Origin of the sequence: Weissella viridescens (assembly GCF_003862435.1) — a bacterium.
Taxonomy (GTDB): Bacteria; Bacillota; Bacilli; order Lactobacillales; family Lactobacillaceae; genus Weissella; species Weissella viridescens_A.
Genome location: NZ_RHGY01000001.1, coordinates 323,605 through 346,024, shown reverse-complemented (window position 1 = coordinate 346,024; position 22,420 = coordinate 323,605). Strand labels below are relative to the sequence as shown.

The following is a 22,420-nucleotide window of genomic DNA, read 5'->3' as shown; positions in this document are numbered from 1 at the left end:
AGATTTTTGATTTACAAACTATTCTTTTCCTAACTGTGAAAAAGCAGCGAATATTCCGGTTAATGTCCGTATGATCCCGGCTGCAAGAATGACAGTAGCCATTCCTAATCCCGCTGCTAACATCTTACCGCCAATGAACGCACCAATTGGAATTGAAGCAAAAGACATCATCCGAGTCACTGCCACAACACGTCCAAGCAAGCTAATTGGTACAGTTTGTTGTCGCAACGTAAAGTACGTGACGACATTAATCGTACCAAAAAAACTGATACAGCCTAGAATTAAACCTAATAAAATAAAATTCGTCGTTGTATTCAATAACAGAATAAGCAACCCTGCCCCCACAGTGCTAAAGCTTAATATTTTCCCGGATTTAAAATTTGGAATTATTTTACTACCTACGGGACCACCTAAAAGTGCGCCAACGCCACTCATCGCCATTGTAATCGTGGTATCCACAACACTGAATTTTAGATCTTTGGTCATAAAATACATATAATTTGCTTCAAACATATTTGTTCCAAGATTCGCAAAGAAAAACATCATTGCTCCACTAAGGATAACCTTTTGATTGAATACATACTTCAAGCCAACTACCGTATCTTGCCAAATTTTTTTAAAACTAAATACTTTCTTTTCATGATGAGAATGAATCATCAAGGTCATAAAGCCAGCAATCAGAAAAAAAATACCAGAAAACCACAAGGTATTATATCCGCCAAGAATTGTTACGACCCCACCACCAACCAGTGGACCAACTACCGATAATGTATTTTCAATCGTTTGTATAATTGAATTTGCAGCAACAAGTTCCCTCTTATTAATGATTTCTGGAATTAGACTTTGAAAACTGGGATGAATTAATGGATCTGCGGATGATATTAAAAACACAATTCCGTAAATCACATATATATTAATAGGTTGCATTTGCGTACCAACGATTAGTAGAATTGCACCAATCGCACTGACTATGTTACCCAAGAATAAAACCCGGCTTTTCGTGTATGTATCAGCTACAACCCCACCGAATATCGAAAATAGGACCCATGGTATAAAAGAAAATCCGAATATTCCAGCAGCATGAAAAGCGGAACCTGTCTTATCTAAAATAATAATCGGTAACGCTAACTTATAAATCCAATTAGCTATTGAAGAGCTTAAAAAACTAACCGTTAATAGAGAAAACGGTCTATTTCTGAATAATTTTAGTACCATATTCTCCTCCAACATGTGCTCATTAATCCAGCCAAACTTGATGATTTTTATACTATCATACATTACTACGACCACTCATAATGTTAACTATTTTCACTTTTAAAGAGGTACTCTACCTACTAAAAATTAGCATTACTGATAAATATATTTCACAAAAAAGATGAACACATTATCACATGTGTTCATCTTACGATACAGATTCATATTTTGTCATGGATACTTAGCGTTGGTCTTATGAAACCAAAACAATCGATGTGTACGGTGGTAACACTAAGTTCGAATCAGTTAGATTCATAGGTACATTATTATTTAAAATAACTCGTCTTGCCATCTCAGGTAGTGTTACATTTTCCTCGTGTGTTCCAAGGTTTATAAGAACAGTTATAATTTGATTACCTAGTTTTCGTTGGTAAGCAATCACATCATCTGGTACGTTTTGAAGTTCAACTAATGCGCCATCAATCAAAATGTCATGATAACGATCATCACTTCTCATCTCAGCCATTTGTTTGTAAAAGTTCACCACAGAGTGAGAATCTGGTAACTCATCAACAACGTTTATGCATGATCGATCATTGCCCATTTCAAGCCATGGCTCATGTTTTGAAAAACCAGCATACTTTGTCGAATCCCATTGCATCGGCGTCCGGGCATTGTCTCGAGATTTGGCATTAACCGTCTTTAACGCCTCTTTCTCAGAATAGCCCTTCTTTAACGCCATTTCATAGTTATTAATTGATGAGACATCATTAAATTCTTGAATGGTATGGCGTTCAAAGTTCTTCATCCCAATTTCTTGACCTTGATAAATAAACGGCACTCCAGGTAGGAAGTAGTACATGGTTGCTAGCGCCTTTGCTGCCGTACCAGTTTGATACTTTGCATTTGGTACTAACTTTGATAAAGCGCGCGGCTGATCATGGTTTTCTAGAACATTCCCACTCCGTCCATCAACAGCGCTTATATCAGCTTGGCTTTTAAACAGAATGGCCTTTAAATCCTTGGTTGTCCAACTGGATGGTCCCAAATACCATTCATTCACATCGGCAACTTCAATATTCATATATGAAAAATCAAAAATCATCGAAAAATATCCATCAGGTCCAATATAATTTGGCAAGTCGGATTCAGGTACCCCATATGCCTCACCAATCGTAATGGCATCGTACTTGTCAAACGTCTCACACTTTAACTCGTCCAAAAACGCATCAATTCCTGGACGGTTCTGTCCCTTTTTAACAACGGATACAAGACCATCATCAGCATCAGCTGGAATACTTGCCCAATCCAAATCCTTTTTTAAATGCGTTATTGCATCCACGCGCCAACCGGCAACACCCTTCTCCATCCACCAATTAATCATTTGATAAATCTCTTGACGTAATTTTGGATTCTCCCAATTTAACTCAGGTTGTTGAGGTGCAAAGGTATGGAAATAATAAGTACCTGGTTCACCTGGCACTTCAGTCCAAGTTGAGCCACCAAAGATGGCTCGCCAATTGTTTGGGACATTCCCATCCACCGTCTTTTTAAAAATATAGTAATCACGATATGGACTATTTTTATCCGCTAATGCTTTTTGAAACCATTCATGTTGATCAGAGGTGTGATTAACAACTAAATCCATGACTATTTTCATGTTTCTTTGCTTAGCTGCGTCCAACAAATCATCAAAATCATCCATAGTACCAAACTGTGGGTCAATGGCTTGGTAATCTGCAATATCATATCCCATATCGACCATCGGCGATTTATATATTGGTGACAGCCAAATCATCGTGATCCCTAAATTTTTTAAGTAATCTAGATGCTGAATAACTCCCGGTAAATCTCCAATCCCATCATCATTCGTATCCTGAAATGAACGTGGATACACCTGATAAATCACTTCATCTTTCCACCAACGTGTGTGTCCCATTATTAAATCCCTCAACTTTCTGTTTTTTATTTAACCCAGCGTGTTGCAATTGCACCCAAAACCATCAATACTCCGGCAATTAGTAACATAGCAGGCATGCTTTGTCCGACAAGTGGGAAAACGGCAAATGAAGCCACCGAGGCTACAATTTGAGGTAAGCAAATTGTACTATTAAATAATCCAAGATAGGTACCATCATTTTCACCATCTAGTTCACTTGTCAAATACATAAATGGAATGGCATTCATACTTACCCAACCAATTCCAATCATAATAAACGCAGCAATCAAAGCAAATTGTGTATGGATGAAGAACACTGACATGAATCCAACTCCCCCAATGATTAATCCACCAGCATAAGCAATTGACCGCTGACTAATTGTTGTTTTTGACAAGGCAAAACCCCAGACAACTGAAGCAACTGCTTGTACTGCTGATAGAATTCCAAACCAATTACCGGCTGCTTGATAGGCAGCTGATGAGGGATCCGTTGTATGCCAAACATTTTGGGCGATAGCCCCTGATCCATACGTCCATAGATATTGAAAAGCAGCCCAAGCAAAGAATTGTACAACTGCCAATGTCCAAAATACCTTGGGAGCATGTTTAATTAACGTGAACATGCCCGTTTTTTGACTGTTCTTTTTTTCTTCCACTTGATGATACTTTGCATAATCTTCTGGATTATATTCCTTTACTGAAGTAACGGAAAATAAAGCACTGACAACCAAAATAAACGCACCAATGTAGAAAGCCCAAATAACTGAATTTGGTAATGAACCTTTGGCTGCAACGTTCGAAACACCGATGATCGTTAGAATAAAGGGTAACAAGGTTGCCAAGATGCTTCCGATATTTCCCCAAATTGTTTGATATGACCAAGCATAATTCTTTTGATCATCAGGTACCATGTCTCCAATAATCATTTTAAATGGTTGCATGGCCATATTTGATGATAAGTCCATAAATAAAATCGCAAAGGCTCCAAAAGCTAATGCAGCTGTTGAACCAAAACCAAATCCAAATGATCCTGAATTTGGTAATAAAATCATCATAAGCACCGAAACTAATGCCCCAATTAAAAGATATGGCATTCGACGGCCACCCAATTTTGGTAACCAAGTTTTATCTGAAAAATAGCCCACTAATGGTTGAATAAACATCCCAACCAGTGGCGGTAGAATAAAGAAGAATCCTAACTTTGTTGGGTCAGCCCCGATGGTTTGAAAGATTCTACCCATACTCGAACTCTGTAGTGAAAAGGCCATGGAAACACCCAGGTTTCCAAAAGTCATTAACATGATTGTTTTCTTTGCTAATTCCGGTAAATTCTTTTTATGCACTTCAACCATTTTCCTGCTCCTATGTTCCATTCATTTGCTCAGCTAGCTGTACCTTTAATATACATAGAAATGAAAACGCTTACAACGTTTTTGAGCGTGTTACCGGTAACAGAATCAAACATGATAGAATAGAGCATGTAAGGGTTTACATGAATAGATTGGAGGTCATTATGGTTTCTATCGCTGATGTTGCAAAAAAATCGCACGTCTCTAAGATGACTGTTTCGCGCGTTTTAAATCATCCCGAGCAAGTCTCACCAGAAATATCAGATGTCGTACAACGCGCGATCAATGAATTGGGCTATGTACAACAACGTGCTGGTCGAGCACTTGCAACAAGTCGTACTTATACAGTTGCATTCGTCATGCTCGATGAAGTTTCTAATGTTGATCCTTATTTTGGTCAACTCATTACTTATGTCTCTGATTATCTTTATCAAGAAGGCTATAATTTAGAATTACACCGTAGCCTGAATGATCATTTCTATGACATTGATGGCATTCTCGTAAGTGGCGCTCGTGCAAAGGATCAAGCAAAGCTAAATGCCCTACCTTTTCCACTTGTGGCATATGGAAATCAGCCAGAAATTGCGAGTGTAGATGTTGATAATAAACTTGGTACGATGTTGGCAAAAGAACATCTCATTGCGTCTGGATACCAACATTTGATTTATTTAGGCATTGATTTAGATGAACAATTCGCACTTGAACGTTTAAACGGTTTCAAAGCTATTGATACTTCCGAACATGTGACCGAGACAATTTATCAGTTACCTAATAGCGATAAAGAGGCACGCGACTTCTTCAACTCACTCACGGTTCCACCATTAACTGGCGTTGTGACGGCGAGCGATCGCCTTGCTCTTGGTACTCTCTATAGCTGTTATGATAAAGGGCTTATCGTTCCTAATGATGTTGGCATTGTTGGTTTCGATGGTATCTTCATCAACCATCTCAGCCCATTAAATCTAACAACGATTGCCCAGCCGCTACAGCAGATCGCACAGACTATGGTTCAAACATTACTTACTGCTATTAATTCAAATCATCAAACCTTGAATCCATCTGTAATACCACCAACTTTACTCCAAGGAGAAACAACAACCCAATTAGCAGATTAGCTACAAAAAAAGTTTGGTCCTATTTTCATCCCACAAATACCTATATAAGACTAACAAAAAGAGACCTACCAAAAATTGGTAAGTCTCTTTTTAAGTTTAATTATTTAGCGATGATTTCGTTGTATTCTTTCTTAACTTTTTTATTTAGTAAGTAAATCATTATCCTCGATAAACGACAATAGGTTCTCAACTCTAGCTTCCTCTGTGTATCTCCCATTTTCGCGTAGAATTTGTTGATGGACATTAATTTTTTTGAGATTTTCTTTTAATTTTTTCTGGTCAGGTTGGTTCTGTATTTCCCTATATAGCATTTTGAAAAAGCCTTCTTTAAATTTCTTTCTACTTTCTACTTCATTTTCATAAGACATTACATTTGATATACCAGAGCTTTTATAATTGGGAAATAAAACAAAATAGATGTCGGTAATATTCACATCCAAGAAAAAATTTTTCTTTTTACCCTCATCAGTTTCAGTTTCAATTACAGTTACGCCCTCTTCTCCTTCAGACACCAAAAATCGCCATTCATTTTCGTATTTCCAAGCACTTGTTTTATGCGTCAAAATTTCTTCAGGATCATTGGAATAAACTGGAACATTACTATAATTTACCTTTTGGGGCTGATGGCTCTTTACTTCAAAGCCAATGCAAATACCTTTTGATTGGTTCGCATAATGGGCCCACATCAGCTGATTTATGTGAGATCTAGTCGCTGAAATAATTTTAGCGTTCCGTTTTTGTAAATATAAATAATTTGAGTTTGATGTTTCCTCCCCAAGATACACGCCTTCTAGAGGATCATTTAATTCCTCAAATCCCGCAGCGTATATTTGTTGTTTTAAAATTGTATCAACTAACATTCTTTCTGCTTCACCATTCACCTTACCCACAGTATAGTTAGGTATTGACTTATATTTATAATATTTCTCCATTTTTTATCCTCTTTTCTCATTAAAAATACTACTTATATCATACACTATATCCATTTATATCCAAAACAATATTCATTTAGATAAATTCAACACACCCTCATAGCTTCTCGAACCATTCCCATTTAGCAAACGCCCCAAAACCCGCATTAGACCAACAAAAAAGAGACCTACCAAAGTTAATTGGTAAGTCTCTATTTAAGTTTAATTACTTAGCGATGATTTCGTTGTATTCTTCACGAGAAACAACAGAAACTTGACGCTTATCACGGCCCATACGACCGAACTTTACAACGCCATCAGTCAAGGCGAACAAAGTATCGTCGCCTCCACGACCAACGTTTACACCTGGGTAGATGTGAGTTCCACGTTGGCGGTAAATGATTGATCCAGCCTTGATAGATTGACCATCAGCACGCTTCGTTCCTAGACGACGTCCTGCTGAGTCACGACCATTGGCTGATGACCCTCCACCTTTGTGGTGAGAAAGCATCGTCAAGTTGTTCAAATTCAATTGCATGATTTAAATCCTCCTCTTTCCGATGTCTTAGGCAATAGCGTCAATGACAACCTTGGTATATGGTTGGCGATGACCTTGCTTTGAGTGTGAGTGCTTCTTTGGCTTGTACTTGAAAGTAACAACCTTCTTTTCCTTACCTTGCTTCTCAACTGTTCCTGTTACAGATGCACCTTCAACGTAAGGTGTTCCGAACTTACCGTCAGAGAAGACGATCTTGTCAAAAGTTACCTTTTCACCGGCTTCGGCGTCAAGCTTTTCAACGTAAATTGTATCACCAGCGGCAACCTTGTATTGCTTACCACCAGTCTCAATAATTGCATATGCTGCCATGAGTCTGCAGACCTCCTATAATATATAATGCTATTTCTAGCGACAACTTAGACTCACCGTGCCCGCGGGTCAGACCACTTAGTACAGACGACGAATGGTTGCAGTTTGTGGGTCACACAAACACAACATAAATATTATACCTAAACGAGCTGTTAATTACAATAGCGAAGTGGAATTAATGCCGTTTCTATACGGGGATTCTTTCAATTAAACCCGCGGCTTTGGCCACACCCAGGCAATCAACGTTATAATCACCGTGGTCACGAGCCCCCAACCGATCATGCCTTGGGGTTGATTATACGCGAAGATTGGTAATTGACTGGCTAAATCGTGATTATAGATTGCCCAACCAATGTAGGAAATAAGCCCTAGCCAACAGACACCGGCCACCCAAACTAATAATTTTTTCATCATGCCCCTGCCCACCATTCGTTTTCTATCATTATAATCGTTCCAGCTGATCTTTGGAAATAAAACCATACTGATTTCATATGTTCCCTCATGAATAAATTAATGAACCCTTAAGCCTGCTGTCATTTTATTTATAATTTGAAACTTAAATTGTACAATAAATGTAAACATACAAATCTATACGGAAGGACGTGCACATACATGGCCACATTTATTAAAGCCCACTATGCCGAAGGAAAATTTATCATCTCCAGCGAAATGGTCTTACCCAGTTTGCGGATTGAAGGCGTAAATTCTGACACTTATTTTTCTGATGAAGGTGCGCACACCTACACCATCACCGATGAACAAGTGCTTAATTTTTTGAAGTCAGAAAATTTGGCACAAGCACGCTTAATCTATGGGTCACCTGCACAACCGGAGCCGATAGATTTTAGTGTCGAGAACTATTTCATCCCTGAGAATCGCCTCACTGCGACCGTTGGTCGTGAGAAGGTGTACCTCTTTATGGATGTGCAAGGACAGATGTGTTTCACCATTAATAACCAACCATCTGGTTTACCTCTTTACCGCAATACTAACCTCGTTAATTTTGTTCAAAAGGATAACAAGATTGAAGTCACGCTTGATGTGTACTCAACCTCAGTTGAACCATCTGATATCAATATTTTAGTTGGTCAAGATGATACACAACAGGTTGAACGGATTCAAAGTGTCATGACGAGCACATTTGATATGGGGCAAAGCCTCTTCAAGAGCCGTGTCGTCGCAGAATTCTCACCAATTGATTTGGCCCAAACATTTAACTTCACGCCATCAAACCAAGTTGATGCCCAAACCACTGATTATGCCTTCTGGCTTGAAATCGAACAAGATAAGCAGGACATTCAACCTGTTCCACAACGCCTTTTGGTTGAGACGGATGTCACTTCTGATGAATTATATCTTAAGTGCAATCAATCAACGACTTTGTTAATTCAACCTAACCTGCTTCAAAACACACAATTGAGTTATGCGGCGAGTTATATTCCTGAGAACTTATATCTGCAATTGAAGGCCTACCAATCAAAGTTTCCAACTGTGCCTATCGACAACGCTAACCCGCGCCCGATTATTTTAATCGGTGAAGTCATTGGTCAAGCTCATGATAATGGAAGTGTGATGTTCAATTACTTGAATAAGTACCACGCCAAAGAATTTGATACCTATTATGTGATCCGCGCTGATTCTTCTGAAAAGGAGAACATCGCCAACTATCCGGATCAGATTCTTGATTTCCAAAGCCCACGTCATCTGGAAATCTTCTTGGAGACAGATCTCTTCTTGCACACGCATAACTCAGCTAATTTGGCACCGTTCAAATCTGATTATTTGCTGGAAAAGATTACGATGACGAAGAAGATTGATTTGCAACACGGGATTGCCGGACTAAAGGCGCAACGTATTACGCAAAAGCCTGACGCCAACGAACAAATTGTCGTGAGTTCAAAACGTGAAGTTGATTTCGTTGAGGAAGAATTTGGGTATACTGAACCTCAAATCTTACTGACCGGACTCCCACGTTTTGATGCATTACTTCGGAATAAAATGTGGTCTAGTTTCAAAGCTCGTAAACATGTTTTGATTATGCCAACCCGTCGACGCAAGTTAATTGACGCGACTGATGAAGAATTTGAAGATAGCTTATTCTTTAAAACATATATGGCTTTAATCAACAGCCCTGAACTAAAGCAGATGGCCCGCAGGAAGCATCTTCATATTTCATTTGTTTTGCACCCGGCCATGCAACAATATGCGCACTTATTCAGTTCTGATTTCGTTAAGATTATTGATAAAGCACACAATAACGTGCAAGAGTTACTCCGTGGTAACCAGGTGATGATTACTGACTACTCAAGTGTCAGCTTTGACTTTGCCTTGCAAAACCGGCCAGTCATTTATTACCAATTTGATGAACTTGTTGAAAATCGTCATTTTGAGATTGATCCACACGATATCGTTGGTCCGGTCGTTGATAACCAAGATGATGTGTTATTCGCGCTGAAAAATGCGCTACGTCAAGAACACTTGACGAGTGCCCAAAGGTCACAGCTGCCGGAAAACGTCTACATGCAGATGGACACGCACGCACGTAAGCGTTTGACGAAAGCGATTCAAAAAAGATTTGAGCAATAATTGTTATTAATAGAAAGAGAGCGCCCATTATGAGCACCCCCAACCCTACCCCTAAGAAGCAACAACCCATTTACGTCCCAATCGCCATTATAATTGTCAGTGTCATTGTCATTTTTGGCTTGGCTTTCTGGGCCATTTCGACGGCCTCAAAGAACATGACGGCTGGTCAAATCCAACGTCCAAGTTCGGCGAAAGTTGATAAAGACACCTACACAATGTACGAAGCTACTGATATTAAGACAGATTCAAATAACCAGGGCGACATCATCATTAAGGGAAAAACTAACGCCCCTGATGATTCCGTTGTCTTAGTTGCCCCAACAGATAAGGCAAGTTTGGAAACGAACTCAAACGCAGCCCTAAACACTAAGAATGATGGCTACGCAACTGTTGAGAACGGTAAATTTAAAGCATCAGTTTCAATCGTTGATTTAGCTGTAAATGCTGATAAAATCAAGACTGATCAAAAATTCAAGGTCAAGATCGTCGCAGCTGCTAATTACGACAAGTCAATCGATGATTCAATTGAAAAGATGCTTGACGGTAAGGACTTGTCACTTGTGCCAGAGACTACCGTTAAGGCTGATGGACGCGTCGCCCAATACTTCAACTCACTTGAAGACGAAGATGATGCTGACGCAAATGATGACAGCGACACCTTTGTAACTAACTCTGAAGCTTTGGTTTCACAATACTCACGTGTTGAGGAACTATTGGCAATGGATAAGCAAGGCGTAGCTGATGGTCGGCTTGATCGCGACACGGTTGCTGATCGACAAGAAGCTTACGATGAAAAGCTCACGAACATCGAGGGTAGCGATATCGATGATGATAAAAAAGCTGAGCAAATGAAGAAGCTTAGCGACGGTATCGAAAACGATATCAAGAACGAATTGACCAACGGTCAAGCTGCTAGTGACCCAGCAGCGGCCAATAAGGCTTTCAATGATTTGAAAAAATCAGCTAAATAATTACAAAAATGGTCGGAGACAGCAACGTCTCCGACCATTTTATTTTGTTTATAAATATTGTCCTGTCACTGACTTTGCATCTGAAACTGAACCTTCTGGTGTTCCAGTATAGAGAATTTCTCCACCCGCATTTCCACCAGCCGGTCCCATATCAATCATCCAATCAGCTTGACGAATCACATCAACATTGTGTTCAATCACGACAACGGTATTACCGTTATCCACCAAGCGATTCAAAATATCCAAAATTAATGAAATATCAGACATGTGCAATCCAGTCGTAGGTTCGTCCAAAACATAAATACCGTTCTTACCAGCTAATTCCTTAGCCAACTTCAGACGTTGCACTTCACCACCAGACAAGGTATCTAGTCTCTGTCCCAAGCTTAAGTAACCTAATCCGACATCAACCAATTGCTGACACTTTTTCAAGATTGGCTTGGCTTCAAAGTAATCCAACGCCTCATCGAATGGCATCTCCATAACGTCCACAATATTCTTATCTTTATACGTATATTGCAACACATCAGGCTCAAAACGATTCCCATGACAGTGTGGACACGTAATATCATTTTGATCCATGTAAGACAGGTTCAATTGCAACTTTCCCGTCCCATTACATTCGGTACAAGCACCCTTTGAGTTATAACTAAACAACCCTGAATCGACATCATTCGCTGTTGCGAACAACTTCCGCAATGGGGTCATCAAATCCATATAGGTCGCTGGATTTGAACGACTATTGGTGTGAATTGGCTTTTGATCAATATAAATCGCATCAGGATGCTCGGGTAAGAACACCCCCTTAATCAAGGAACTCTTCCCTGACCCGGCCACACCTGTCAAAACCGTCAGCGTCTTTTCCGGCACGCTTAACGCCACATCCTTCAAATTATGCAACGAACTCTTTTGCGTTTGAATAAAGGTTTCCGCTGGACGTGGGGTCTCCTTAAATGGTAACGCCAACTTCAATGAACGTCCCGTTAAGGTATCAGATTCCAAAAGACCAGCATAACTTCCGGTATACATGACTTGCCCACCGTTCACTCCGGCATGTGGCCCAACATCAACGATATAATCTGCAATCTTAATCACGTCTGGATCATGTTCCACAACCAAAACAGTGTTCCCGATGTCACGAATTTCAGCCAATAAATCATTCATACGATGCACGTCTTTTGGATGCAATCCGGTACTTGGTTCATCGAAGACATAAATCATATCGGTTAAACTGCTTGAAAGATTTTTGATCATCTTCACGCGTTGAGACTCACCACCAGATAGGGTACTCGTTTCACGCGTCAATGCCATATAGCCCAAGCCAATATCAATCAAATTGTCGACACGTTCTTTAATCCCATCAATTAAACCGGCAGCACCTTCTGGCACCTTTAAATCAGCCAAAACCATCGTTAATTGGTCCAATTCCATATCCGTTAAATCAAAGATGGAATAGCCATCAATTTTTGCCTCAAGGACTTGGTTATTGTAACGCTTACCACCACAATCAGGACACGTTTCAGCAATACTAAACTCATCCATAATCTTGGCGGATGTCTTGGTTTGTTCCTTGTCCGTCTTCACTTGTGTGCGGATAAAATGGTTCACGAAACCTTCATATGTCACTTCTAATTTTGACTTCTTGTATGTGATTTCAACCTTCGTTGGCTCACCATACAAGAATTGATGCCATTCCGCATCAGTGTAATCCTGCAAAGGCTTGTCGTTATCAAAGAAACCAGACTCCGCATATGTCCGCCACTGCATACTATCCACTTTGTAACCAGGATAAATGAAAGGTCCCTCATTCAAAGACTTCGTCCGATCAAATGCTGCATCAATGTTCAGCGTAATAATACGGCCGAGTCCCTCACATGTTGGACACATCCCCTGCGGGTCGTTAAATGAAAACAGGTTAGCGTAATCCCCTAAATGCGGGGTCGCGAACCGCGAAAACAAAATTCGGAAAAGGGAATTGATGTCAGTCGTTGTTCCCAGAGTTGAGCGCGCATTTCCCCCCATTGGCTTTTGGTTAACGATAATCACCGGTGAAAGTCCCTTAATGTCATCAATCGCTGGACGCTTATACTTTGGTAAAAAAGTCCGTACAATCCCCGAATACGTTTCATTCATTTGGCGGCCCGATTCTTGCGCGATCGTATCAAAGACGATCGATGATTTTCCGGACCCAGAAACACCTGTAAAAATGGTGATTTTATTTTTAGGGATTTCAAGAGAAATATTTTTTAAATTATTTTCGTGTGCATTAATCAGTTGAATTGTTTCTGGCATCCTTTACTCCGATCAGATTAAAAAAGATAGCATCTGCGCTATCTTGTTCGTTATTTATTTTGATAGTAACCATTCGTTCACTTCGTGCGTGGCATCTTCACCTTGTGGTAATAAGCCATACTTATCCAAAAAGGCATGCTCTTGACCCAAGTAAGTAATCAATGTGGCATCAACGCCAACCTGCGCCAACTTGTCCGCATAATACTCACCTTGTGGCCGTAGTAAATCAAATTGATCCGTTACCACCAACGTCTTAGGCATTTTCGCCGTCATGGCATCATCCATCATCAATGGTGAGAAGATAGGATTTTGGACGTCTTCTCCGCCTGCGTAAATGTGTTGCATCACTGGCAAACCTTGTGGAATCTCTGTGATTTGTTGGCTGAGGCTGGCCTTAATGTCAGCATCCTCGACCCCAAAACGATCGATATCCCAGGTAATGTCCTTTGTTTGATCGACATCCATCGTCAAAACTGGGTAGAACATGAATTGCTTTTCAACATAGTGGGTATTATTTTTGGCATTCAAATAACTCACGGCACCAACTAAGTTAGCTCCCGCACTGTCACCACCAATGATGAATTGCTTACTTGAAACAAAGTCGGCTGCATCAGTCGTCAACCACGCTAGCACGGCGTAGCACTCTTCCACTGCCCATTTTCCCTTTTTCTCAGGCGCCAAAGCATAGTCAACATTGATAACCGTTCGCTGGCTGATTTGAGCTAGGTGCTTAAGAAAATTCTGGGGCACAAGGGGCGCACCACCAACCCAGCCACCACCGTGGTAAAAGACGATTGGTGTTAGGTTCGCGTCTAACGTTTCAGGCGTATAGACGTACAAAATCGTTCCCGCATCTGTCACAACACGTTGTGTGTTGATACCCTCTGAAATATCGACTGATTCGCTACCCATGGTTGAACGCATGTGTAGCCCGATTTTGTCATAGTCTGTTGGGTCTTCGAGCTTAAATTCGTCTGTTCGTTCCGAAGCAGGTGTGAACGGCCCAGAATTATCAGTCTTCCACTTCGCCATAATTGGATCGTTGTAACCTGGCTTAGCATCAAGACCTGCCTTTGCTTTGAACTTAAGGCTACCCTTTTTTTAAATAATGCTTGTTCACGTAAGTAATCTAAGTCCGCTAAATAATCCGTTTTACTTGGTTTCCAAGGAATCATACGTTGCCTACCTCATTTTCTTTTTAATTGTTGTATCTGTTGTTGATGCAAAATTTCATCAAAGGTATTCCCAAAATTATGCTTTGGCAATGACGAAATAGTTGCCTTCTGGGTCAGGAAAGGCGAATGTTTGTTGTCCGTTATTTTCCATCACATCAAGGGCACCGGGAATTGCTTCGTGCAAAGTTTCAAAGTCTTCACTAAACAGCATCAATGATGGTGTGTTTCCCAAAACCTCAGGTGAATACTTTTCAATAAACTTCTTATCAAACAAGCTCAATTGCGTTTGCTTCCCAACTTGGAGCACAATATTTTGGAATCCATCGGGCAAGCTGTTCGTTTCAACAACTTCAGCCTTGGCGTACTGCTGCCAAAAATCACTAATAGCGACTACATCATCCACATATAACATCACACGCATTGAACTAAACATCATTTATTGCTCCTTTATTAGTGCCACACTGTGAGGATAATTGCCCCCACAATGTATAAGATTAGATATAATCCTGTATTTACTGCTAAAAATGTCCATGACTGTTTTGCAAATAACGTTGGTCCAATCGATGAACTGGCGGCAAAGCCAATCCAAAGTAAGCAAGCCACTCCGATTGCGGTCATCACGCTGGTTACGCCCATGGCATTTAACAGAACCGCCAAGACCAAAACTTGAATCAACGTTCCGATTGTGACTCCCAGCATGGCGCGATTTGATTGCGCCGTGGGTAATTTCGTAATATCAATTCCCGTTTGGCGCAACCAGAATTTTTGAAACCCAAGCGGTGAATTCCAAATTGACCCAATGACCATTTCAATCACCCAAACGGCCAAAATCGCCCAAAAATTTAATCCTTGTAATGTCATTATATCCGTACTCGCCTTCCTTAATCATAAAAAGGGAATTGCCCCTGCCGATAGTAATCCAAGACAGCTTGATGCTGCGGGCTAAAAATTTCAGGGAGCTCCTCCAAGGAAAAATAAGCTAACTCGCTCGTTTCAGCATTACCTGCTTGAAGCGCACCACTTATCTCTTCAACCTTGAAAAAAGTCACGATACACTGTGCCGCATCCCCATTCGGATAACGTTGCATCGCTTTTGATAAGCTACCTAATAGTTGCGTCACTTGCACATCCAAGCCAGTTTCTTCTTTAAATTCACGCTGACAAGCTTCTACCTGACTTTCGCCAAGCTCTAATGCCCCACCAGGTAATCCCCAGGCATCAAAATCAGTGCGATGTTGCAACAGGACCTCTCCTTGTGGATTCGTTAGAATGCCACCTGCAAAATTTAGGATAATCGGTTGCTGCCCAACGTGCTCGCGGAGGCAATGAATATAATCATCATGCATCATTCACACTCCCCCTAACTTATGTTTAACGCACAGTACAAAGCTGATCCAGCCAAACATGCTAGCCCAATCACGGTGAGAATGGTCCGATTGCGCATCGAACTATGACCTTGTACACCATACATGACACAAATCACGCCCACGATGATTAAAATCAACAAAATGCCAATATCCATATTAGGACTCCTCCGTTATCGTCACTTCCAAAATTGTCTTCAACTTTTCCGGTGCAGTTCGGCGGGCATCACTCAAATATATCTCTCGATGATTTTGACTTGTTCGCATCGCCCCCTGGGCGTCAAGGTAAGCCTGCATCTGATCAAAACTAGCCTGTTCTTCATCGTATGGTCCGACATGCAAGATATGGCAAACATTTGCCGGTGCAATTGCGCCAAGATAAACTTGGTTAATACGTGCAATGTCCGCTTTTGCTGATTGCGTTGCTTCCAAAGTCTCATGAATAAATGCATCAGGCACAAAATCCGGAATCACAATTTCTAACCGATACACTAAGTCTGCTTTCGTCCAAGTCCCCCTCTGTTGGGCAGCTTCACTAATGGTCCAATACCCCTGCAATGGTGGCACAACATAGTCATCATAGGCTTGTGCGTTTATCCCCGATTTTTTGTACCCCATTTTTAAACCATAAGCACACGCATACATTGCCTGAATATTAATAGAAAAGTCAGAACCATTGGGATCGCCCGCACCATCAATGCAAAGACAGCGGTACCCGGGACGTTCAAATATTTGTGGTTTCTTCGTGGCATGATAGCCAATCGTTTTTTTAATATCAAATTTCATGTTTACTTCCTTTGTTCTTTTCATTATACCAAACCCATTCGGATAAGTTGCTGATTTCTAATATTTTTATCATTAACATGATATAATTTTAGTAAATAATCTTTTTAAACTCACTCATATTAGGAGCTACTATGAATAACGAATTATTACGCCAACTAACTGTCCCTGAACAAACCCTTGTTGATGCTGAAGTTGCTCGCCGGACAAAAAGCGAAGCTGCAACTTACATTCTTGCCGTTACCTTTGGCTGTTTTGGTGCCCACCGCTATTATCGCGGTAAAACTGGAACTGCCGTAGCTATGACATTAATCCCATTTTTAACTTTTGGATTGGGTATTTTCGTCACGTATATTTGGATGTTCGTTGACCTGTGTTTGATTCCCGGTTGGCAACGAGATGATGAAGCCGAAGTCGAGCGCACAACTGCACAACATCTGCTTGATCATCGTCGTACTGAAGCGACAACTTTCCAACAAGATGACACAACATACGGTGCTGCCGCCTATTCGGTTGACCCAGCAACAATACTTGTTCAGCCAGATGACGTCATCGCGTCAGCCGTTACCTCTGAAGTTGCTGCAACAAGTACCGACTTCGCATCAACGAGCGCCTCAATTTCTGCATCAATTAGTGCTTCATTAGATGATGCACACGACGAACTCTAAGCTAAATAAAAAACGCTACTGTGACTCACAGTGGCGTTTTTCTTTTGTCTCAAAGTTCACCCGTTTAATGGCAACATATGCATTGGTCATTTCTCGTATGAGTTTTGGCAACATCAGCGCTTGGAACAACCAAAAAGTCAGCCCAAAATCTGACTCAATAATCGATGTTACACTGTAATACCGAAAATTATTTGTTTCTGCATAGTCGACGACCTCCCATTCATAGTCCTGCGTCATGGGAACTGGCTTCACCTATGTTTTGCCAATTTTGAGACGTCTCTAGTTATACGTGAATTTTTCTATAGACTAAAGCCCAGTTCAGCAGGTTTAACCCTTATTTTAAATTAGCGCAAATTTCCAAATTTGGTGTTTAAAACCGTAAACTATCTACCCTTGTGAAGCTAATCAATCAAATTTCAGGCCAAAATTTCTTGATAATATTGCATCTGTCAACGTTGGGCGGGTATTGCTGTCCAATTTAAATTCTGTTCAAATGGCGGATAGACTCTATCTAGCCTTGCTTGTCGGATATCAGTCGACTTAAACATTTTCATTGCCTTTGTACGCGCACCTTAATCGTAGTCCACTCCCCCATTTTCTTTGGTCTCTTTTTGTCGCTGTTTATTAGCTGCAATAGCAGGTTTAGGAACCTCCGACTCAGGAATTTCTTTTAAATATGCCGGCGTTGCATGATAACCGGTCACTTTCACTTTCAGCCATGTTCCAATAGGAATTGCTTCGTCTGACCCATATTCTCCAACTGCAGCCGGAGCACCATTTTTATCAAACGTATTAAGTGTATATACGTGAGAAACTTCATCAAATCCCTTACTACTAATTTGAACATATGAATACGGTGTATAACTCATTTCAATTTGGTTGATGATTAACACTACTGGTACCAGCATCATAAGCGGTGCCGTTAAAACACCAATGGCTATCATCAGAAGCAATACTCCTTTCCAGATTTTTCGAAAAATGAGACTTGGGTGATGCATCCGATTTACAGCGGTCTCATTATTCTTTGCATGCTCTTTTTTTGCATGTTTTGGATTTTTCAGCCTCCCCATTTTTAAACGACTAATGCGGTTTCTTAAATTCACCATGTGAGTCGTTTTTTTCCGCGTTACCTTTTTCCCAACTTTCTTTTTTTGCATGTGTCATCCTCTTACGATATCCTTCGTCCATTCTGTTTATTTGAGTCATGATTAAACAGAATACAGTTTCCTCACCCATATTGCGGGGATACGCCACAATAGATTATTCGTCTGATTCAATTTCCTTTTGACGCCGTTTATTAGCTATTTTTGCCTGATCAGGAACTTCTGACTCGGGTATCACGCTCATGTCGTAAGGTGGAAAGGGATCTCCCATATTCTTCATTTTCAGCCATGTGCCTAGCGGAATATCCTTTTTTTCTGTAAATTCTGCTAGGCCAACCTCTTTGCCCATCTTATCATATGAAACAACTTTATACATTGGATCATCCTCTTTAAATACTCTAGTACCAGGTTCGTTGATTTGAACATAGGAATAAGGTGTCTTGACAGATTCAAAATGAATTGCTAATCCAAACATCATCGCCAGCGTCATCAATATGATGAAAGGGACACCAATAAAAAGCGCCAACAAGGCTAAAACACCACCCAGAATGGGTTGATTATTTTTTTTACCTGTTCTGGTTTTTTTCATTAAGTCCCCCCTTTCACCCAATCACGATGAACCCGAAATCTCTTTCCAGCATTTGATGCATTGCAGAGATATACAAATATCTTTTGCTTTCATTCTTAAAAAATCCCAATCATCTGCAACGGAATGTTAACTTATTATTCTTATATGTTTTATCTATATATATATAACGAACAGCTTAATCATTGCTTTAAATTATGGATTCACGAGACACAACTAAGTATCCCTCAAACGACTTGTGATCATCACTATGAATAGTCTTACCACCTTTACAACAATCAAGACGTTGAAATTGTTGCCATTCCTTAAGTTTATCGTGGTTTGTTTTGTCATTTTCGTTAAGCCTAACCAATTCCAATTGTGTGCTATGGTTGGCAAAAAACCATTATACGTCAGAAAATTAGACACATAAAAACCGTTAGGTAGCTGCAACTACCTAGCACCGTAAGTGTTGAGTATTAATGTGTTTAACGACTATTCTATTGAATGGTCGTTTTTCTTTTTGCCATTAGGATCACTGCAATAAATAAAGCCGTCATCCGAATGAGATGACGGCTTTATAGTATGGATCCAGTGGGACTCGAACCCACAGTCGCTCGGGTAGAAACCGAGTGCATTATCCAGTTATGCTATAGATCCAGCAAGATAGCTTGCATAAAGCAACTATCTAACTATTGTAAGGCTAAAATTAGCTTGGTGCAAGCTAATTCTCAGGCGTCACAATTTTGTGCACAGCCGCATCAATTGCGGCTGGTTCTAGGGATAATTCATTCAACCCTAGCTTTAAGAAAGAACGCCAAGCATGTGAGAAATCGTCTTGACGCTTTTGGTGGTAACTGTTTGATAACATCGTTTTAATGCCCGCAAATTGATGTAAAAGATAACGCTGTGGGAAACGTTTAAACGCATCCAAATCCTCATCTTCTAAAACCATCAAATGCGTCAAATCTTGCTTCAAACTGACACACAGGAATTGAACTAGCGCTTGCGCATACAAATCCACTGTTTCAGTCGCTGGAACCCCAGGGACTGGCTCAGGGACATTGGCATTTGTTGTATGGGTTGCTGCGATTAAATTACTCAATGACATATCCAAATTAAGATAATCATTTAGTAACATATCATCCCGTTTAATGGGACGCTCCCAATTACCGCTAACCTCGCCAAACATGGCTTTCGTATCACGTAAGTAACTCGCAAAATCTAGTAACATTGCCGCCTATCCTTCCGGTGTATTATTTGAAGAGTTAAGTGCTTCTCCAATTTCTTCTTCAAATGTCTTACCACTCGTTGAAGCACTTGATTCAGCAACAGGCGCTACAGAGCTCTCCACAGCCGCTTCAGTCGTAGTCGTTTCAGACGTGACTTCAGTTGGTTCTAAAGTGTCGTCCACAGGCTCGACCACCGGCACCTCAGGATCTGTTGTTTCAACTTGTTCAGCAGCTGCCTTTGCCTCAGCTTCAGCTTGTTCAGCTGCGGCTTGTTCAGCTGCGGCTTGCGCTTCTTGTTCAGCTTTTTCTGCTGCTGCCTGGGCTTCACGTTCAGCCTTTTCAGCGGCCTCCTTAGCTTGTGCTTCGGCGGCTTGCTTAGCAGCAACAACCTCTTCATCTAGCATAGGTGTTGTGCCTTGCTCTGCTGTAAAGATTGATTGAATATCAACTGGTTGCGTCTTTTGAACCGCAAAGACCAATTGATCATAGCTAACTTCAAGTGTATTCGTTTCTGAAAGGTACCAGTTCGCAATGAAATCGTACTTCAACAAAACATCTAACCAAGAATATTGGTCACGTCCGTCAATTACTTGGAAATGCCAACGTTGTGCACCCAGCGCATTTGCATCATTTACGAAGAAAATACGCACTTCAGTATTATCATCCAACATGACTCCTGCACCATTTGGAATACCTTGTAGGAAATAGTTAGTGTCGGCTGACAAAACGAAGAGCTTATCCAACATTCCTTGTGGTTCAGCATGTTGAATTAATTGGTAAACGTAATCATCACGTGTTTCCAACAGATTGAAATCAACACTGTAGTTGAAAACCCGTTCCATGTAGCGACCAAATTCCGTCAACATCGTTGCGATAATTTGGTTTTGTTCCACGGTCACATGTTGCTTGGCAAAGTTACCAACTAACAAATCAATAATGCCACGTGCATTGAATTGAATTTGCTTACGTTCAAGTGACCAGTAGAACAAGCGCTCACCCGTTGCTAACTCAACAAAATAGGCTCCACCATTTTGATCTTTGTTTTCTTCAAAGGCAAATGCGGCTGGTACGTTCAAGTCGGTCATCACCAAAGTGACCGTTTCCTTTTCAACAGGCAATAAAATGCTATAACCAGTGACACCATCTAATTGCATGAAACGATCCATCGCAATTAAGAAATAGTCCGCATGGCTATATTGACGGGGTACTTGGACCCAAGCCGTATCTAAGTTTGCTTGTGTCAATGATTCAGCCATCAAATGCACTGTTCCGGGTTCAGTACTTTCAACTAATTGTTGCGTTTGATTGAGTTCATTTTGAATTGCTTGAATATTTTGATCTAGCAATCCAACATAATTTTTAACTCGATTTTGTAATTGATTAGGCATCAGCTTGACCTCCCTCCGCAGCAGCAGCTAGTTGCTTAACGTAATCCACGTAAAGCGCCTTTGCTGCAACTTCAAATTGATCAAACGAACCAAATTTTTCATTAATCGCACGTTGCTCATAAATCAAAATGGTATCTTCTTTTGAATAAGCTAAAATCGTTGCATTATTCTTTTCGATTTGGTCTGGCACTGTTTCGGCTTGCTCATCTTCATCATCCAACATTGCCAATTGTGCCTTTAATTCGTCGCGTTCTTCGGTTGAAGGGCGATTGAAGAACCCCCCCTTTTCATCCAAGTGATCCAATTGATTTTCAAGACTTTGACGTTGTGTATTACGTTCACCTTGTTTTTCAACAAGTTGTTGTAATTCTTCATTCGTCTTCGTCAATTCATCAATTGCAGCTGAATGGTAACGTTGCCCCTTAGCTGCTAGGCGCACTGATTCAACCAACTTTTGGTATTCTTCTTGCTTGAACTTGAATTGGACATTAATTGGATCTAAACGTCCAAAATAAGCACGGTCCCACCAGTTACCAAAGTATAATTCAAATACACCCAAGGCACTTTCTTGGTAGTAAAAGAATGGGAACGCTTCGGCAAGATATTGAATCAATCGCTCTGCCAAATGATGACTCAAGTCAGGTTGTAAGTCAGCTACCAAACTTGCCAATGAGCGATTATCATCAGCATGTTCGACCCCGCGAATCAATTCATTATACTTTTTGCTATTAATTAATTCATAGACGCGACGATCATCATGTTCGTTTAGGGCAGTGGTGACATCTTCAACATACTTCACCTTTGCGCTTAGTTTGTTATTTAATACGTTTTCATTATCCGGAATTTCCGTCTGAATGTAGGGCATATTTTCCATGTTTTTGTCCCTCCAAATTTTCTTAGTGTGTGTTTAGGATACT

The 22,420-nt window shown here is 40.6% G+C and carries 23 protein-coding genes, 1 tRNA gene and 1 other annotated feature; of the genes, 4 read left to right on the top strand and 20 right to left on the bottom strand.

The window, feature by feature from the left end; all coding sequences use genetic code 11:
• Nucleotides 1-18: 18 nt before the first annotated feature.
• The 3 genes from D3P96_RS01775 to D3P96_RS01765 form a co-directional block, all read right to left on the bottom strand.
• On the bottom strand, nt 19-1,215 hold the full coding sequence (locus D3P96_RS01775) for an MFS transporter (RefSeq protein WP_124942679.1): 1,197 nt from the start codon (nt 1,213-1,215) through the stop codon (nt 19-21).
• Between the two features lie 232 nt (nt 1,216-1,447).
• The gene (locus D3P96_RS01770; protein ID WP_124942678.1) at nt 1,448-3,133 is read right to left on the bottom strand and encodes an alpha-glucosidase; all 1,686 of its coding nucleotides are present in this window, start codon (nt 3,131-3,133) and stop codon (nt 1,448-1,450) included.
• A gap of 26 nt (nt 3,134-3,159) precedes the next feature.
• On the bottom strand, nt 3,160-4,485 hold the full coding sequence (locus D3P96_RS01765) for an SLC45 family MFS transporter (RefSeq protein ID WP_124942677.1): 1,326 nt from the start codon (nt 4,483-4,485) through the stop codon (nt 3,160-3,162).
• A 161-nt stretch (nt 4,486-4,646) separates the two neighbouring features.
• Here D3P96_RS01765 and D3P96_RS01760 point away from each other — a divergent pair, with 161 nt between their 5' ends.
• Nucleotides 4,647-5,597: a LacI family DNA-binding transcriptional regulator gene (locus D3P96_RS01760; RefSeq protein WP_185696050.1), complete on the top strand. Its 951-nt coding sequence runs from the start codon at nt 4,647-4,649 to the stop codon at nt 5,595-5,597.
• A 140-nt stretch (nt 5,598-5,737) separates the two neighbouring features.
• Here the strand turns inward: D3P96_RS01760 and D3P96_RS01755 are convergent, their stop codons facing one another.
• The 4 genes from D3P96_RS01755 to D3P96_RS01740 all read right to left on the bottom strand — a co-directional run bounded on the left by D3P96_RS01755 (nt 5,738) and on the right by D3P96_RS01740 (nt 7,790).
• On the bottom strand, nt 5,738-6,529 hold the full coding sequence (locus D3P96_RS01755) for a DUF2971 domain-containing protein (protein ID WP_124942675.1): 792 nt from the start codon (nt 6,527-6,529) through the stop codon (nt 5,738-5,740).
• 205 nt (nt 6,530-6,734) lie between these two features.
• Complete coding sequence (gene rpmA / locus D3P96_RS01750; protein WP_057745530.1) at nt 6,735-7,046, bottom strand: 50S ribosomal protein L27; 312 nt, start codon at nt 7,044-7,046, stop codon at nt 6,735-6,737.
• Between the two features lie 27 nt (nt 7,047-7,073).
• Nucleotides 7,074-7,376, bottom strand: a complete 303-nt coding sequence (rplU, locus tag D3P96_RS01745; RefSeq protein ID WP_124942674.1) for a 50S ribosomal protein L21 — start codon at nt 7,374-7,376, stop codon at nt 7,074-7,076.
• A gap of 39 nt (nt 7,377-7,415) precedes the next feature.
• Nucleotides 7,416-7,486 (bottom strand) — a sequence feature (ribosomal protein L21 leader region).
• 97 nt (nt 7,487-7,583) lie between these two features.
• Complete coding sequence (locus D3P96_RS01740; RefSeq protein ID WP_124942673.1) at nt 7,584-7,790, bottom strand: hypothetical protein; 207 nt, start codon at nt 7,788-7,790, stop codon at nt 7,584-7,586.
• Between the two features lie 198 nt (nt 7,791-7,988).
• Between D3P96_RS01740 and D3P96_RS01735 the strand changes: the two genes are divergently transcribed.
• On the top strand, nt 7,989-9,962 hold the full coding sequence (locus D3P96_RS01735) for a CDP-glycerol glycerophosphotransferase family protein (protein ID WP_124942672.1): 1,974 nt from the start codon (nt 7,989-7,991) through the stop codon (nt 9,960-9,962).
• Nucleotides 9,963-9,991: 29 nt separating this feature from the next.
• A complete protein-coding gene (locus tag D3P96_RS01730) occupies nt 9,992-10,933 on the top strand; it encodes a hypothetical protein (RefSeq protein ID WP_124942671.1) in 942 nt (313 codons plus the stop codon).
• A 48-nt stretch (nt 10,934-10,981) separates the two neighbouring features.
• Here D3P96_RS01730 and D3P96_RS01725 read toward each other — a convergent pair whose 3' ends face one another.
• The 7 genes from D3P96_RS01725 to D3P96_RS01700 form a co-directional block, all read right to left on the bottom strand.
• Complete coding sequence (locus tag D3P96_RS01725; protein ID WP_124942670.1) at nt 10,982-13,225, bottom strand: ATP-binding cassette domain-containing protein; 2,244 nt, start codon at nt 13,223-13,225, stop codon at nt 10,982-10,984.
• 54 nt (nt 13,226-13,279) lie between these two features.
• Nucleotides 13,280-14,257 (bottom strand): alpha/beta hydrolase, encoded by a 978-nt coding sequence (locus D3P96_RS01720; protein WP_124942669.1) that lies wholly within the window; start codon nt 14,255-14,257, stop codon nt 13,280-13,282.
• Nucleotides 14,258-14,476: 219 nt separating this feature from the next.
• Nucleotides 14,477-14,836: a glyoxalase gene (locus tag D3P96_RS01715; RefSeq protein ID WP_348542177.1), complete on the bottom strand. Its 360-nt coding sequence runs from the start codon at nt 14,834-14,836 to the stop codon at nt 14,477-14,479.
• Nucleotides 14,837-14,850: 14 nt separating this feature from the next.
• A complete protein-coding gene (locus D3P96_RS01710; RefSeq protein ID WP_124942668.1) occupies nt 14,851-15,261 on the bottom strand; it encodes a DUF1761 domain-containing protein in 411 nt (136 codons plus the stop codon).
• 20 nt (nt 15,262-15,281) lie between these two features.
• Entirely contained in the window at nt 15,282-15,749 is a 468-nt protein-coding gene (locus D3P96_RS01705; RefSeq protein WP_348542176.1) for an NUDIX hydrolase, read from the bottom strand.
• Between the two features lie 11 nt (nt 15,750-15,760).
• Nucleotides 15,761-15,922 (bottom strand): hypothetical protein, encoded by a 162-nt coding sequence (locus D3P96_RS08310; protein WP_185696048.1) that lies wholly within the window; start codon nt 15,920-15,922, stop codon nt 15,761-15,763.
• A gap of 1 nt (nt 15,923) precedes the next feature.
• Nucleotides 15,924-16,550, bottom strand: a complete 627-nt coding sequence (locus D3P96_RS01700) for a GyrI-like domain-containing protein (RefSeq protein ID WP_185696047.1) — start codon at nt 16,548-16,550, stop codon at nt 15,924-15,926.
• A gap of 131 nt (nt 16,551-16,681) precedes the next feature.
• Between D3P96_RS01700 and D3P96_RS01695 the strand changes: the two genes are divergently transcribed.
• Nucleotides 16,682-17,215, top strand: a complete 534-nt coding sequence (locus D3P96_RS01695) for a TM2 domain-containing protein (RefSeq protein WP_124942666.1) — start codon at nt 16,682-16,684, stop codon at nt 17,213-17,215.
• 572 nt (nt 17,216-17,787) lie between these two features.
• Here the strand turns inward: D3P96_RS01695 and D3P96_RS01685 are convergent.
• From D3P96_RS01685 to D3P96_RS01660, 6 genes are all read right to left on the bottom strand, one after another.
• Nucleotides 17,788-18,372, bottom strand: a complete 585-nt coding sequence (locus tag D3P96_RS01685; RefSeq protein ID WP_124942664.1) for a hypothetical protein — start codon at nt 18,370-18,372, stop codon at nt 17,788-17,790.
• 103 nt (nt 18,373-18,475) lie between these two features.
• Nucleotides 18,476-18,907, bottom strand: coding sequence for a hypothetical protein (locus D3P96_RS01680; protein ID WP_124942663.1), 432 nt, complete (start codon nt 18,905-18,907; stop codon nt 18,476-18,478).
• 562 nt (nt 18,908-19,469) lie between these two features.
• Nucleotides 19,470-19,543, bottom strand: a tRNA-Arg gene (locus D3P96_RS01675).
• Nucleotides 19,544-19,607: 64 nt separating this feature from the next.
• Nucleotides 19,608-20,117, bottom strand: a complete 510-nt coding sequence (locus D3P96_RS01670; RefSeq protein WP_124942662.1) for a dUTPase — start codon at nt 20,115-20,117, stop codon at nt 19,608-19,610.
• Nucleotides 20,118-20,123: 6 nt separating this feature from the next.
• Nucleotides 20,124-21,503 (bottom strand): hypothetical protein, encoded by a 1,380-nt coding sequence (locus tag D3P96_RS01665; protein WP_124942661.1) that lies wholly within the window; start codon nt 21,501-21,503, stop codon nt 20,124-20,126.
• Complete coding sequence (locus D3P96_RS01660; RefSeq protein WP_124942660.1) at nt 21,496-22,377, bottom strand: hypothetical protein; 882 nt, start codon at nt 22,375-22,377, stop codon at nt 21,496-21,498. The genes D3P96_RS01665 and D3P96_RS01660 overlap by 8 nt, the downstream gene beginning before the upstream one ends.
• Nucleotides 22,378-22,420: the final 43 nt, after the last annotated feature.

Bases quoted from the DNA above. Each gene is read 5' to 3' on its own strand.
- D3P96_RS01685 (WP_124942664.1), bottom strand. From the start codon at position 18,372: ATGCAAAAAAAGAAAGTTGGGAAAAAGGTAACGCGGAAAAAAACGACT.
- D3P96_RS01770 (WP_124942678.1), bottom strand. From the start codon at position 3,133: ATGGGACACACACGTTGGTGGAAAGATGAAGTGATTTATCAGGTGTAT.
- D3P96_RS01670 (WP_124942662.1), bottom strand. From the start codon at position 20,117: ATGTTACTAGATTTTGCGAGTTACTTACGTGATACGAAAGCCATGTTT.
- D3P96_RS01695 (WP_124942666.1), top strand. From the start codon at position 16,682: ATGAATAACGAATTATTACGCCAACTAACTGTCCCTGAACAAACCCTT.
- rplU (WP_124942674.1), bottom strand. From the start codon at position 7,376: ATGGCAGCATATGCAATTATTGAGACTGGTGGTAAGCAATACAAGGTT.
- D3P96_RS01735 (WP_124942672.1), top strand. From the start codon at position 7,989: ATGGCCACATTTATTAAAGCCCACTATGCCGAAGGAAAATTTATCATC.
- D3P96_RS01715 (WP_348542177.1), bottom strand. From the start codon at position 14,836: ATGATGTTTAGTTCAATGCGTGTGATGTTATATGTGGATGATGTAGTC.
- D3P96_RS01700 (WP_185696047.1), bottom strand. From the start codon at position 16,550: ATGAAATTTGATATTAAAAAAACGATTGGCTATCATGCCACGAAGAAA.
- D3P96_RS01765 (WP_124942677.1), bottom strand. From the start codon at position 4,485: ATGGTTGAAGTGCATAAAAAGAATTTACCGGAATTAGCAAAGAAAACA.
- D3P96_RS01720 (WP_124942669.1), bottom strand. From the start codon at position 14,257: ATGGCGAAGTGGAAGACTGATAATTCTGGGCCGTTCACACCTGCTTCG.
- D3P96_RS01660 (WP_124942660.1), bottom strand. From the start codon at position 22,377: ATGGAAAATATGCCCTACATTCAGACGGAAATTCCGGATAATGAAAAC.
- D3P96_RS08310 (WP_185696048.1), bottom strand. From the start codon at position 15,922: ATGGATATTGGCATTTTGTTGATTTTAATCATCGTGGGCGTGATTTGT.
- rpmA (WP_057745530.1), bottom strand. From the start codon at position 7,046: ATGCAATTGAATTTGAACAACTTGACGATGCTTTCTCACCACAAAGGT.
- D3P96_RS01740 (WP_124942673.1), bottom strand. From the start codon at position 7,790: ATGATGAAAAAATTATTAGTTTGGGTGGCCGGTGTCTGTTGGCTAGGG.
- D3P96_RS01710 (WP_124942668.1), bottom strand. From the start codon at position 15,261: ATGACATTACAAGGATTAAATTTTTGGGCGATTTTGGCCGTTTGGGTG.
- D3P96_RS01725 (WP_124942670.1), bottom strand. From the start codon at position 13,225: ATGCCAGAAACAATTCAACTGATTAATGCACACGAAAATAATTTAAAA.
- D3P96_RS01665 (WP_124942661.1), bottom strand. From the start codon at position 21,503: ATGCCTAATCAATTACAAAATCGAGTTAAAAATTATGTTGGATTGCTA.
- D3P96_RS01760 (WP_185696050.1), top strand. From the start codon at position 4,647: ATGGTTTCTATCGCTGATGTTGCAAAAAAATCGCACGTCTCTAAGATG.
- D3P96_RS01775 (WP_124942679.1), bottom strand. From the start codon at position 1,215: ATGGTACTAAAATTATTCAGAAATAGACCGTTTTCTCTATTAACGGTT.
- D3P96_RS01680 (WP_124942663.1), bottom strand. From the start codon at position 18,907: ATGAAAAAAACCAGAACAGGTAAAAAAAATAATCAACCCATTCTGGGT.
- D3P96_RS01705 (WP_348542176.1), bottom strand. From the start codon at position 15,749: ATGATGCATGATGATTATATTCATTGCCTCCGCGAGCACGTTGGGCAG.
- D3P96_RS01730 (WP_124942671.1), top strand. From the start codon at position 9,992: ATGAGCACCCCCAACCCTACCCCTAAGAAGCAACAACCCATTTACGTC.
- D3P96_RS01755 (WP_124942675.1), bottom strand. From the start codon at position 6,529: ATGGAGAAATATTATAAATATAAGTCAATACCTAACTATACTGTGGGT.